The organism is Terrisphaera buseokensis (assembly GCF_047521145.2).
Taxonomy (GTDB): domain Bacteria; phylum Verrucomicrobiota; class Verrucomicrobiia; order Opitutales; family Opitutaceae; genus ER46.
The window spans coordinates 1,944,526-1,957,118 of sequence record NZ_CM134186.1 but is presented as its reverse complement, the minus strand read 5'-3'; the positions used below and the strand labels follow the sequence as shown (position 1 = coordinate 1,957,118).

10 protein-coding genes are annotated in these 12,593 nt (G+C 63.3%); 1 reads left to right on the top strand and 9 read right to left on the bottom strand.

Annotated elements, in window-relative coordinates; genetic code table 11:
• Window positions 1–122: 122 nt before the first annotated feature.
• Entirely contained in the window at window positions 123–974 is an 852-nt protein-coding gene (locus tag ACLJEU_RS07100) for a LamG domain-containing protein (protein WP_414661907.1), read from the top strand.
• Window positions 975–1,061: 87 nt separating this feature from the next.
• Here ACLJEU_RS07100 and ACLJEU_RS07095 read toward each other — a convergent pair whose 3' ends face one another.
• The 9 genes from ACLJEU_RS07095 to ACLJEU_RS07055 all read right to left on the bottom strand — a co-directional run bounded on the left by ACLJEU_RS07095 (window position 1,062) and on the right by ACLJEU_RS07055 (window position 12,393).
• Window positions 1,062–2,453, bottom strand: a complete 1,392-nt coding sequence (locus ACLJEU_RS07095; protein ID WP_414661906.1) for a Gfo/Idh/MocA family oxidoreductase — start codon at window positions 2,451–2,453, stop codon at window positions 1,062–1,064.
• A gap of 151 nt (window positions 2,454–2,604) precedes the next feature.
• Entirely contained in the window at window positions 2,605–5,676 is a 3,072-nt protein-coding gene (locus ACLJEU_RS07090) for a TonB-dependent receptor (RefSeq protein WP_414661905.1), read from the bottom strand.
• Between the two features lie 95 nt (window positions 5,677–5,771).
• Window positions 5,772–6,380 (bottom strand): class I SAM-dependent methyltransferase, encoded by a 609-nt coding sequence (locus ACLJEU_RS07085; protein WP_414661904.1) that lies wholly within the window; start codon window positions 6,378–6,380, stop codon window positions 5,772–5,774.
• An 88-nt stretch (window positions 6,381–6,468) separates the two neighbouring features.
• A complete protein-coding gene (locus ACLJEU_RS07080) occupies window positions 6,469–7,239 on the bottom strand; it encodes an NIPSNAP family protein (protein ID WP_414661903.1) in 771 nt (256 codons plus the stop codon).
• Between the two features lie 96 nt (window positions 7,240–7,335).
• Entirely contained in the window at window positions 7,336–8,271 is a 936-nt protein-coding gene (locus ACLJEU_RS07075) for a L,D-transpeptidase family protein (protein ID WP_414661902.1), read from the bottom strand.
• Window positions 8,272–8,549: 278 nt separating this feature from the next.
• The gene (locus tag ACLJEU_RS07070; RefSeq protein WP_414662620.1) at window positions 8,550–9,188 is read right to left on the bottom strand and encodes a tRNA-uridine aminocarboxypropyltransferase; all 639 of its coding nucleotides are present in this window, start codon (window positions 9,186–9,188) and stop codon (window positions 8,550–8,552) included.
• A gap of 16 nt (window positions 9,189–9,204) precedes the next feature.
• The gene (gene yihA / locus ACLJEU_RS07065) at window positions 9,205–9,810 is read right to left on the bottom strand and encodes a ribosome biogenesis GTP-binding protein YihA/YsxC (RefSeq protein ID WP_414661901.1); all 606 of its coding nucleotides are present in this window, start codon (window positions 9,808–9,810) and stop codon (window positions 9,205–9,207) included.
• 189 nt (window positions 9,811–9,999) lie between these two features.
• The gene (locus ACLJEU_RS07060) at window positions 10,000–11,772 is read right to left on the bottom strand and encodes a cation:proton antiporter domain-containing protein (RefSeq protein WP_414661900.1); all 1,773 of its coding nucleotides are present in this window, start codon (window positions 11,770–11,772) and stop codon (window positions 10,000–10,002) included.
• A 318-nt stretch (window positions 11,773–12,090) separates the two neighbouring features.
• Window positions 12,091–12,393 (bottom strand): hypothetical protein, encoded by a 303-nt coding sequence (locus ACLJEU_RS07055; RefSeq protein WP_414661899.1) that lies wholly within the window; start codon window positions 12,391–12,393, stop codon window positions 12,091–12,093.
• Between the last annotated feature and the right edge of the window lie 200 nt (window positions 12,394–12,593).

Genomic DNA, 12,593 nt, shown 5'->3' with positions numbered 1-12,593 from the left:
TTTCTAAGACGACGCGACCGAAATTCAATCGTCGTTCAACAGCAGGTCGCCCGTACTTGCACGCGCCGGATTTTCTCCCTAACTCCGACAACCGAGTCGTTTCACCCCGCCCTTTCTCCCCCATGAAGCTGCGCCTGTGTCTGACCCTTGCCACGATGCTCTCCGCCTCCGCTGCGCTCGCTGCGGACCATCTCAAGCCGCTGCGCGACGCGCTGACGCTTCACGCATCGTTCGACGAGAAGCTCTCGGCTGATTTTTCCCGTGGCGATCCGGTCCTCTACCAGGCCGGCGGCACGGCTTCCGGTGCGGCGCAAACCAGCGACGTGATCAAACTCGTCCCCGGCGCGGGGCGCTTCGGCGGCGCACTGCACATTGTGAAGAAGAATCCCGTCCGCCCCTACTTCAAAGGCCCGGGCATGATCGACTACAAGAGTTCCAACTGGAGCGGATCCGTTTCGATCTGGCTGCGGATCTCGCCGGACGAGGATCTCGAACCCGGTTACTGCGACCCGGTGCAGATTGTCGGCGGCGACGGCAAGAAGGGGTTCATGTTTCTCGAGTGGTCGAAGGACGAGACGCCGCGGCATTTTCGTTATGCGATTCGCCCGTTGTTCGAAATCTGGAATCCCAAGAACATCGACTGGGCCAAAATGACGGACGCCGAGCGCCCCATGGTGCAGGTCCAGCGCGCGCCGTTTTCGCGGACCAAGTGGACGCACGTGGTGTTCACGTACGATCGGCTCAATGCAGGCAAGGCAGGCGTCGGTCGGCTCTATCTCGACGGCAAACTGCAGGGCAGCATCAAGGACTGGGATCTGACGTTCGGCTGGGATCCGGCGAAGGTGCAGCTCGTCCTCGCCGCCGCGTACGTTGGCTTCATGGACGATCTCGCCGTGTTCGACCGCGCCCTGAGCGACCGTGAAGTCGAGCAGGTTTTCACGCTTAAGGACGGCATCCGCACACTGCGGCCCTGAGGCCGCAACCGGGAGCGCAGGCCTCCGGCCTGCTCCGCGTCGGAATGCAGGCGAGACACCTGCGCTCCTGCATACGAAGCGGCCGCCTTACGCCGCGGGAACGGCCCAGCCCTTGCGATAGGGTTTGGTCAGCAGCGCGTTTGCTTCGGGGCTGTTGGTGAACTTTCCGCTGGCAGAGTCCCACTCCAACCGGCCGACCTTGTCGTCGGTCTTGCGCGTGCCGCGCGTGATCGTCTGGCGACGCGCCATCCGCGTGGCCACGTTGCCCAGTTGCACGGTCTCGGCGAGCAGGCCGGCGTAATCGAAACCGTCCGTCGTCCGGCCGCCCGCCGCGATGGCGTCGACCCAGCTGTGCCAGTGATTGAGGCCCTTGATGTCCTTCGGATACGCGAAGCCCGGGAAGTTCTCCATCGGATACAGCCGCGGTCCGCCGACGTGCGGCAGCACCAGATTGCCCTTCTCGCCGATGAACAGCGAACCGCTCTTCGGCAGATCGAGATCGGCGGGCATCTTCGCCACCTTGCGTTCGGGACGCATGCCGCCGTCGGTCCAAGTGACATTCAGCGTCGGTCCCGCCGTTAGTTCGTTGCCGGGGAACACGAAGCGGACGGTCTCCGTCGTGGGCCAGATCTGGCGGTTCACGCCGCTGTTCTCCGCCACGATCGACTGCGGCGCCTTGAGGCCGAGGCCGGTGAAAACGGGGTCGAGGATGTGGCAGCCGAAATCGCCCAGCGCCCCGCCGCCGAAATCCTGCCAGTCACGCCAGGCAAACGGATGATAAATCCCGGGCGCATACGGCCGCATCGGCGCGCCGCCGATCCAAAGATCCCAGTTCAGTCCGGCGGGCACGGGCGCGCTCTCAGCCGGCGCCTCGAGCAGGCACGTGCGTTCATTGCCGCCGACGGCGACCCACGAATGCACTTCCTTCACCTTGCCGATCGCGCCCTCGCGGAGCAGCCGGGTCGACATGCGATACTCGACCGCCGAGTGGATCTGGTTGCCCATCTGCGTGACGACGCCCTTCTTTTCCGCCCACAGCCGCATCTGCCGGCATTCCCACACGGTGTGAGCGAGCGGCTTCTGACAGAAGACGTGTTTGCCGCGCTTCATCGCCTCAATCGAGGCCAGCGCATGCATGTGGTCGGGCGTGGCGACATTCACCGCATCGACGGTGTCACCAAGCTTGGCGAGCATCTCCCGGAAATCGGCGAAATGCGGCGTGCCCGGATGATCGGCGTCGGCTTTCGCGAAGCTCTCCTGATCGACGTCGCAGAACGCCACGTATTTCAATTTCGGATGCGACGCCAGGCTGTGCAGGTCGGCGTAGCCACGGGCATTGACGCCGATGGCGGCGATCTGAATCCGGCTGTTCGGATTGGCGGCGCGCAGGACGGCGGGAAACGCGATGGCCGCGCCCGCAACCGCGGAGGATTTGAGAAACGTGCGTCGCGTGGTGGCAGCGGGCGGAATCAGCGTCATGGGGAGAACGGGGTTGCGCTCAGCGTTTCCCCCGGCGAAGCGCGGTCAAGCCCGCACTGCCGAACTCTCGTGCGGCCCGCGCGGTCGCTTCCTGCAGGCACAAAAAAGGCAGGCCCGAAGGCCTGCCTTGGAAAGGAACGAACGAGCCGGATTAGAACTGGCCCGTCACGCCGAACTTCAGCGAGCGCGGCACGGTCCAGGCCGAGCGAATACGGCTCTCGATGAACGTGTACTGTTCGGGGCCTTCTTCCGCGATGTTGTTCACGTTGAGGAACACCGTGGTGTCCCGGCGGAACTTGTAGGTGACGCCAGCATTCATGCGCGTCCACGCCTGGCGGTAGATGTTGCCGTTGCCCGGCGAGGTCAGGCTGTAACCCACCGGGTACTTGCCCGTGTAGTTCACGTCGAATGACGCGCCGAAGTTCTTGTAGGTGTAGAGCAGGCCGAAGTTGGCCGCGCGCGGGATGAAGCCCGCCACCTGGCCCGGCTGCAGATCGACGGTGCCGGCGAACTTACCCTTGGTCTCCAGATAGGTGTAGTTCGCGCGGGCCGTGAGACCCTTGAGCACGCCCGGCAGGAACGTCAGACGCTGGCGGAAATCGGCTTCGAAACCCGTCAGGTTGGCATCGCCCAGATTGTTCGCCTGGATGATTTCGTAGCCACCGTAGAGTCCGTCGAAGCCGTTGTCGGCGCCCTCGGGCACGAGCACGCCGGAACGGGCGCTCGATCCGATGTACTCGGTGATCTTCTTCTTGTAGCCCGACACCGAAACCATGCCGGTGCTGCTGTAATAATACTCGAGCTTGACGTCGATGTTCTTGGCGAGCTGCGGCTTCAATGCCGGGTTGCCCAGCGTCACCGTGCGAGCCGTGTCATTCGCCGTCGGCGACGCGATGAGATTCGCCAGCAGCGGCCGGCCGTAGCTCGTCGACCAGCTGGCGCGCGCCTTCAGGTTCCGCGTGATGTCGTAGCCGAGATGCACGCTGGGGAAGTACTTGTTGTATTTGCCGTCCCGGGACAGCCGCGCGAAGTCGAGGGCGGCACGTTTGAAGTGATCGGGCTCGGCGGCAACCGTGGTCGTGCGCGCCCGGAAGTAGGTGAACGTATCCGTGGTGACCCACTCGCCGCGCACGCCGGCCAGCAGGTTGAAGTTCCCGAGTTTCGCCTGCCCCTGGACGAAGGCGGCATCGACGCCCTCTTCCATGATACGGCGGTTGGTGTACTGCTGGGTGGCGGTGAAGTTCACGTCCTCGTACCAGATCGCCGTGTTGCCCAGCGTGGTGCTGATGGCCGCGGGATCGACGATCGGGAGGCGGGCTCCGCCGTTCTGCGATTCAAACTCCGTGAGCGGCATGAGTCCGTCGACCGGCAGGACCGTGCCCGCGACCGCATACCAGCGGCGCGGATACACCGGGCGGTTGTTGACGCGGCGGTTGACCGTGTCGACGCCCGTCTTGATCGTGATCGGAATCTCGGTCGGGAGCAGGTAGGAGCCGTTCACGTTGGCACTGACCTCGTTCGTGTCGGTCACGGTGTCGCGCTTGTTGAACACCGTCGACGTCACCGGCACCGGCTGGGTCGTGGTGTTGGCCGCGGTGATGACGAACGAGGCGTAGCTGGCCGGGTTGGTCACGCTCGGGCCGGCGGTCTGGGTAAAGACGCGGCCGAGACGATCGGAGCTGTCGAGGATGAAGCCAATGGGATCCTTGGTCCGCATCGCCACGGTGCCGTTCTCGCGTTTGCGACCGGCGCCGGAATCCCAGTGCGTGTTGCTCCAGCGATAGGCGTGATCGAGTTTCAAACGCCCGAAGTTGTGCTCGAAGGCGAGCGTGCCCGTCGGGTTCTTGCTCGTGAACGAATAGCGCTGCGGGTTGAGGCGCATCTGCGCGGCACCGACGGAGACGCCGCCCGGCTGCAGCGCGGTGTTGGCCACCGGGAGAATCTCGATCCGGTTCGCGGTGTAGCCGGCCTTGATCGCGCCGTTCGGATTGGTCACGGGATCATTCACCGTGAGATTCGTGGACACCCACGGGTTGACGGCGGTGTAGTTGAAGAACGGCTCCGAACCGCCGTTGTAGAGGAAGCGCAGCGACACGCGCGTCGAACGCGAAATCTGATAGTCGGCGCGGGCGCTGAAGGCGGTGAGGAAGCGATCGTTGAATCCGCTCGTCCGCGTGTAATCCCGCAACTGCGCAACGGGATTCGTGGTATTCTCATACAGCAGCGTGTCCCAACCGTGCGGGTTGATGACCTCCTGATACGAGGCGCCGATCACGATGCCGAGATTGCGCCGACCATTGCCGACATCGAACACCTCGGTGTGCGTCAGGCTGAAGTCGGGCCGCAGCGGACGCTCGGAAAGCGCGTAATTGCGTTTGGACCACGACGGAAAGTAACGACCGCTCATCGTGTAGGTGGTGCGGCGCTTCTCGGACATGGCGAGCGGCGAACGCGTCTTGAGGTTGAGCTGGCCGCCGAGCGAATCAGCGCGCTTGTCGGGCGTCTGGCCGGCGATGATCTCGACCTGTTCGTACTGCGAGCCGGAGAACGAATGCAGGGTTGCCGTGCGGCCGTCGCCACCGACGCCGGTGGTCGACATGCCGTCGACGTTCAACCGTGTGTAGCTGGCCGGCTGACCGCGGATGCTGACGTTGTTGATGAGTTGATCCTCATCGGTGGTGAACGTGATGCCCGGCAGCCGGGTCACGAGCTCGCCCACGTTTTGCGTCGGCAGCACGCCCCACTCGTCGAAGGCGGTGACGTTTTTAATGTTAAACGCATTCCGCTGCTCGGTGATCGAGAGCGCCTGGCCTTCCTTCTGCGTGGCGACCGTGAACGCATCCATCATCAGCGCCTGCGACGCCTTCATCTCGGTATCGAGCCGGGTGACTTCGCCGGCGCGAACCGTCACGGAACGCTTCTCGTCCGTGAAGCCGCTGTAGGAAATGACGACCTCGACGGCGCCGACCGGCAGGTCCTGCAAAACAAAGCCGCCCGAACCGTCGGTGAATTCCGAGCGATTCAAAGCCGGCACGCTGACAGTGGCGCCTTGCAACGCGTTCCGCGTGGTCGAACTACTGATTGAACCGGCGACACTGCCAGTGCCCGCGGCGGCCGCGCGGATCGCCGGCAAGGCGAAGGCGAGACAGGCAAAGAGGCTCGTTGCGACCCGCAACAGCCGATACTGATTACACAAGCCAGCACTAACACGGAGGTAGTTCATCGTTTGACAGGATTCGCGCTCGGCAGGATCGCCGGGCGCAGGTGGTGCCCCACTGGAGGTGGGTGAAACCACTCAGGCACTAACCCTGTCTCAACTCAACGCTGATCTCCTGCAGAATCCATTTTGGCAATCCACAGCATTGATGTCCCTGCATTGGGAATACGTTCTCGGACCACAAATTTTGCCGACCAAAAGAAACGATCTACCATTTCCGCACAGTGCAGATTCGAAACTGGTTGATTGGGTTTGAGCAACTTGCGAAGGAGCTGGCGAAAGGAACGCCTTTCTGGGCGAAGAAAAATAGAAACAATCAAGATGCCACTAGGGGAAAGTAACTGTGCATAGCGTTGCAACAATTCAATAGGATTGGAGGAATAATAGAGCATCTCATTGAAGACAATTACCTCGAACCTTCGTTCTGATTCGAACGCCTCTGCAGATTGATTGTAAATAGTCGCACCCAAACTAGAACCGCGAGCAGCAAGCGCAGCTTCCTCATTTGGCTCAATGCCAATGTAATCGCAAACTCCCTGAGTATAATGACTCAAAACTGCCGCGCCGCATCCAACGTCAAGCAACGTTGGCCAAGAGCCTGCAAAATGCCTCTTAACATGATTCCGAATTGCTTCATACCGCGCGCTCTGGCCGGGGTTGTCCAATCCCTCCCAATGACCCGGTTTCTTGGGGTCGTATGACTGGTTCATTTCTATCGGTTAAGCACAGCCGCGATTTAGTCTATCAAATACTTCGGAGGTCTATTTCTAAATCGGCTAAAGTAACATTCCTACTGGGTTACTTTACCTTCGAAAAATCTGTCGCTCGCAAGAACACCGACGACGTCTTCGCCGTCAGCTTGCCGTTCTTCTCGGACTCGGTGCGAGCCTTGGTCCACGCGGCATCCTCGCGGAACGACTTCCACGCCGCCGTCGCCGCGTCGCGATTCGAGTAGGCGAGGAAATAGATCAAGGTGTTCGCCGCACCCTTGTCGGCATCGACGGGGTGGAAGTAGCCGAGATTCGTGATGCCGTGTTTTTTGAAGAGAGCCACCGTATGGTTGCGGAACCGCGCATCGAGATCGGCCAGCTTGCCGTCGGCGGCCGTGTACGTGCGCAGCTCAAACACCCGCGTGCCGGAACCGTTGCCCGCATCCATCGGCGCGGAAAAATCCGTCGGGGTGAGGAAGACGGATTCGAGTGACGCCAGGATCTTGCCGTTCTTCTCGCTGGCCGCGGCCGCCGCTTTCCACTCGGGATCGGCGAGGAAGGACTTCCACGAGGCGTTGGCCGCGTCGCGACTGGCGTGCGCCAGGATGTACACCAGCTTGTCGGCCGAGCCGTCCTTGGCGTCCGTGGGCACCCAATACGCCACGTTCACCATGCCGTGCTTCTCAAACAGGCGCACGGTGTGATCACGAAAACGCGCCAGCAGCGCCGCCGTCTTGCCGGGCGTCGCAATGTAGGTGCGCATTTCATACACGCGGCCGGAGGTGTCGGCCGCGCGGGCGACGACGCCGAGCGCAAAACAGGAAATAATCAGGGCGAGGCAGAGACGGGGCAGTTTCATGGGGAGGATGAAGAGACGGCACAGTTGGTAAGCACTGCCGCGAGTCAACGCCGACGCGCGCCCTTCGCGGTGAGGACCGCCCCGCCCGGAGAATCGTTACGGCTCTACCGCCACGCGCATGCCGACAAAGACATGCCGCAGCAGCGTCAGCGCATCCCAGTTGGCCAGACGGAAACAGCCGTGCGACTCGGTGCGGCCCACCTTCTCCGGGTCCGGCGTGCCGTGGATGCCATAGCCCGATCGATCGAGCCCGATCCACGCGCGACCGACCGGATTGTTGGGACCGGGCGGGATGATGAGTTTGCGACCGAGCGTTTTCGCCTCGGCCGACTCCGGGAAAACGACGGGGTCGAAGGTGTAGTTGGGATCCGTGATCGCCACCGTCACATGGAGTTCACCGAGCGGACGCTTCTCCGCCATGCGTGCAATGCTGACCGGAAAGTGCGCGATGACGCGGCCATCGGCGTCCTCGAGTTCCAACTCCCGCGCTTCGAGTCGAATCGTGATGTGCGAAGCGCGGCCGGTCACCGTCGCACGCTCGACCGCGGGCACCGTGATGACCGCGCCCTCCGCCAACGCCGTCCAATCGACCTCCGGATTAAGCCGCTGCAACAGCCGCGGGTGCGCGCGAAACCGTTCAGCGATCTGCTCAAGCGCGGTGGCAAAGGCCAGGACGGGCTGCTGGGATTTTTCGAGCCAGGTCGTGGGTACGGGTCGGAGTTCGGCCAGACCTTCCGCCGTCACGGTATAGGTCGTCAGCACCGGTTCGGTGAGCTGCAGGAGTTCCTGCGTGGGCTCGTCGAGCAGTCCGCTCTCGCGCAAGCCCGCCGCGCGCTGAATGCCGCGGAGCGCCGCCGCCGTCTGCGCGCCGGTCACGCCATCGATCGCCCCGCAGGAGAAGCCGCGCCGGTGCAGCTCGATCTGCGTTTCGAGCGCGGTTTCGACCGCCCGGGGTAATGCGCTCTCGGATACCAACGCAGGCGCCTGCGCCCGCGCCCACGCGGACAACCCGAACGCCAGCAAACATCGCATTGCAGCCAGGACCACGGCGGAGAAATACCACCTCGGAGCCAGAAAGGAAGCCGGAGGTTTCAGCCGATGCCGCGGGTTTGCACCGCCCACACCCTTCACGGCGGACCCTTCAGGCGACCTCGAATGACGCAAAAGGCCGCGAATGCGAAGAAAGTGAACTGAGCCTTCAGCCAGCGGCGAACCTCCCTGCCGCATCCGCCGACCCGGTTTGCCATTCATTAGATGACAAACCGGATCTGAAATCGGGAGAATCATCGGGCGGGGTTGACCGCGCGGGACTAACGGCGCCGCCGTTCGGTGAGTTGCGCGAGCACCTCGGGGAGGGCGGCGGGCAGCGGCGACTGCAGCAGGAATTCCTCGGCCGCCTCTTTTCGTCCGCGGGCCCGCAGGTGGGCATAAACGTGGAGCTCGAGCTGCAACTGCAGGGCCTCCGCCGCCGCCTGCAGTCCGCCGGCGCGCAGCACGAAGATCAACGCCTCGACCGTCGAGAACCGCGCGCCTTCCTGCTGATCGCGCAGCCAGAAGCGGCTTTCGCCCGTCATGGGGAGACTGATACGCCGCCCCCACGCGACGGTGTCACGCGCCATCGTCGCGGTCTCGCTCCACGCGCCGTCGAGCAGCACAACGTGGATTGACTCCGGTGCCGGACCCGCCGGCATGGTTTCGCCGTGCGGATGCAGCACCCAGGTTTCCCGTCCCGGCACGCGGATGTCCGCGGCCGAAAATTTGCGATCGTGTTGCCAGAGCCGGTGACGCGAGCGTGGCATGACGCGATGGATCAGGTGCCCCGTGCTGCTCGGACGGTGCTGTTCCCGTGGATGCATCAGCACATCGATTTCCAGCGGACACGGGATTTCGCGTTGCCCGCTGCAGATACACCAGCGTTCGGGCAACCGGCAGCGCGCGCAGCGCGTCACGGGCTTCAGGACCACACTACGCACGGATCGGTTCGCGGAGCGCCGCGGTGACGTGCGCGAGGATTTCCGACCGGCCGCGCCCGGTCTTCGCCGAACTCAGGAAGAAGGCCGGCTGCTCCTGCCGCCATTCCGCCACGCGCTGTTGGAAGAGCGTCACGTTGGCCTGCGCCTGCGTCGCGGAATGCTTGTCGACCTTCGTGAAGATGAACGCATACGGGACGTGCCCGGCGTCGAGCCAGCGTACAAACTCGAGATCGATGGCCTGCGGCGGCAGCCGCGAGTCGATCAGCACGAACACCCGGCGGAGATTGCGCCGCCCCTCGAGAAAGTCGCCCGTGGATTCGTTGAACTCCAACTGCTCCTGCCGCCCCACCTTCGCGTAGCCGTAACCCGGCAGATCCACCAGCGACCACGTGCCGTTGATCACGAAGAAATTCATCAGCTTCGTCTTGCCCGGCGTCGACGACACCTTCGCCAGATCGCGCCGGTCCGAAAGGGCATTGAGCAGTGATGACTTGCCGACGTTCGACCGACCGATGAGCGCGAATTCCGGCAGCGCCCAGCGTGGGCACGACGCCAGATCGGGAGCACTGGCTTCGAATTCGGCGGATTTGATCTTCATCGTGGTACTTCGCAAGAGGCGGCCGCTTGCCCCGAAACGCAACCCCAAGCGTAGAGGGGCCTCGTGCCGTGGAAGGTTGAGAGGATGGCTTGTGGGACCGGGACCACCCCCGGTCGCATCCGTTTCAAAAGCGACCGGGGGCGGTCGCGGTCCCGGGCATTCCCAGCCAATCCCGGGCCCGGCGCCGTCTCAACCCGTCACCGGTGCCGCCGGCGCTTCGCCGCCGTTGGCTTCGAGAATCTTCCGATTCATGGCCCCGCGTTCACGCGCCATCGCCTCGACCTGCTCGCGCATGGCGGGAAATTTCCGGATGAAGCGCCGGAAGTCACGCTGGCTCAGCGTGAGAAACTTGCAGAAATCCAGCGCGGTGACATCGGCCGAGCGCGGCTCGCCCGTGATCAGCGCCATTTCGCCGAAGAACGCGCCCGGCCCGAGCTTGATTTTGTTGCTGGCGTTGCGCGGCACGACCTCGACCTCGCCGGACGAAATGAAGAACACCGAGTCGGCCTTGTCGCCCGCCCGAATCAACCGATCGCCCGGCTGCGCCCGCTTGGATTCGAAATGCAGCAGCAGCACTTCGCGATCGTCGGGCGAGAGACTGGCGAACAACGGAAAGTGACTGACGAGTTCGGATGGCGTGAAGGTCTTGTGCGCCTCGGCCTTTTTCTCGACCAGCACGCGTCCGGCATCCAACTCCGCGAGTAGCCGCGCGTACGGCCGGCCCCGGCCTTCCTCGTAGAGGTGTTTCCAGCGCGAACTCCGCCGCAGCCGGAGGCCGAGCGCATCCGCCGCGCTGAAGAAAATCGGGTTCAACGTGATGGACAGAATCGAACCGGCGAGCACCAGACTCAGACCTTCGGCCGGCAGCAGTTTGTAGGTGATGCCCAGGCCCGCGAGAATGAAGGAAAACTCACCCACCTGCGCCAGCGCCGCCGCCGCCGTCAAACCTGTGCTCAGCGGGTAGCCCAGCGCCAGGACGATGCCCATCGCGATCAGGGATTTTCCGACCATGATGATCGCGAGGACGCTCAGCACCTTGAGCGGCTGTTCGATGAGGATGGCGGGATTGAACACCATGCCGACCGACACGAAGAACAACACGGCAAACGCGTCCTGCAGCGGCAGCGAATTCGCCGCCGCCTTGTGGCTGAGATCGGATTCGCTGAGTACGACGCCGGCGAAGAACGCGCCCAAAGCGTACGACACATCGAACAGTTTCGCCGATCCGAACGCGATGCCGAGCGACAACGCCAGCACGCAGAGCGTGAACAGCTCGCGCGAACCCGTGCGCGCCACCTGGCGGAGAATCCACGGCAACACTTTCGGCCCGAAGAACAAAACGATCATCACGAAGGCCGTCACCTTCACCATCGTCTGCACCAGGCTCTCGAGCAGTGTTTCGTCCCCGAGATGCGCCTCGGCCGGAACCTGACCGCCCAGCGCACCGGCAAAGGCGGGCAGCAACACGAGCGTCAGCACCATCGCCAGGTCCTCGACAATCAACCAGCCGATCGCGATGCGACCGTTGGGCGTGCCGACGCCGTTGCGCTCCTCGAGCGCCTTCAACAGCACGACCGTGCTCGCCACCGAAAGACTCAGGCCCAGCACCAAACCCGCGCCCAGAGTCCAGCCCCAGTACGTTGCCAGGCCCAAGCCCATCGCCGTGGCAATCAGGATTTGGAGAATCGCACCGGGGATCGCGATCAGCCGCACCGCCATCAAGTCAGCGGTCGAGAAATGCAAACCCACGCCGAACATCAGCAACATCACACCGATCTCGGCCAGTTGCGACGTCATGGCCGAATCGCCCACCAGATTCGGCATGAGCGAGCCGATCGCGACGCCCGCCAGCAGGTACCCCACCAGCGGCGGCAGGCGGAGCCGGTTTGCGAGGTAGCCGAAGACGAAGGCCAGCACGAAGCCGACGGAAATCGTGGCAATCAGCGTGACATCATGCGGCATGGGCTCTGGCGCGAAAGGTTGAAGGACGGTGGAACCGGGTCATCAGCGCGCGTTGTGCCAGCTCGGAAAATAGCCGGAAAACGCGCGTGATACCAATCGCTCCTTGCTTTTGGACTTCTGGATCGATCGTGGCTACGAGCGCCAGCGAGTGGTCGTTCGGCCACTCGTTGGCGCTCGTAGCCACGGCTAAAGTCCAAAGGCAAAGAGCGATTGGTATGAGAACGCGCTCACGTTGCGCGGAGAAAATTCGAGATCAAACAATTCCGGGAAAAACAGGCCTAGTACTTTCGCGCAGCACGCCGCGGTGCCTGTCGCCGGCTACTTCTGCCGGACGAATTCGATGTCGAACGACTGCTGCATCGCCGGCTGGTTGTACTTGCCGGCGAGTTGATCGGACTGGGGATCATAGGACAGCACATAGGTTGCACCCGGATAGCCGACGTCGTTCAGCTCCACGACCACCTGAAACCCGGTCGCGCCCTGCATCCAGATGGCGCGCGAGACGTGAATCGGCTTGGGATTGAAGTAGCCCGCCTCCAGCACACCGCTGAGTTCGGCGCTCTTGAGTTCGAGCGTGTACCCACCATCGGATCGCAGCCACCGACCGAGGAGTTTGCGCACCGGTTCAGGCAGCGTGGCCGCCGGCGCTTTGGGGGCAACCGCAACGGGCGTAGTCGCAGCCGCCGGTACCGTAGCGTGCGATTTCGTTTCCACCTTCGCAGCCGTTTCCGCTCGCTTGCAGGACGACAGTGCCATCGCACCGATCCCACAAAGAACCGCGATCCGGACTCGCCGGGAAGCACGGGAATTGGACAGAAAAC

Excerpts from the sequence above, each read along its gene's own strand:
- ACLJEU_RS07100 (WP_414661907.1), top strand. The coding sequence starts at position 123 with ATGAAGCTGCGCCTGTGTCTGACCCTTGCCACGATGCTCTCCGCCTCC.
- ACLJEU_RS07095 (WP_414661906.1), bottom strand. The coding sequence starts at position 2,453 with ATGACGCTGATTCCGCCCGCTGCCACCACGCGACGCACGTTTCTCAAA.
- ACLJEU_RS07090 (WP_414661905.1), bottom strand. The coding sequence starts at position 5,676 with ATGAACTACCTCCGTGTTAGTGCTGGCTTGTGTAATCAGTATCGGCTG.
- ACLJEU_RS07085 (WP_414661904.1), bottom strand. The coding sequence starts at position 6,380 with ATGAACCAGTCATACGACCCCAAGAAACCGGGTCATTGGGAGGGATTG.
- ACLJEU_RS07080 (WP_414661903.1), bottom strand. The coding sequence starts at position 7,239 with ATGAAACTGCCCCGTCTCTGCCTCGCCCTGATTATTTCCTGTTTTGCG.
- ACLJEU_RS07075 (WP_414661902.1), bottom strand. The coding sequence starts at position 8,271 with ATGCGATGTTTGCTGGCGTTCGGGTTGTCCGCGTGGGCGCGGGCGCAG.
- yihA (WP_414661901.1), bottom strand. The coding sequence starts at position 9,810 with ATGAAGATCAAATCCGCCGAATTCGAAGCCAGTGCTCCCGATCTGGCG.
- ACLJEU_RS07060 (WP_414661900.1), bottom strand. The coding sequence starts at position 11,772 with ATGCCGCATGATGTCACGCTGATTGCCACGATTTCCGTCGGCTTCGTG.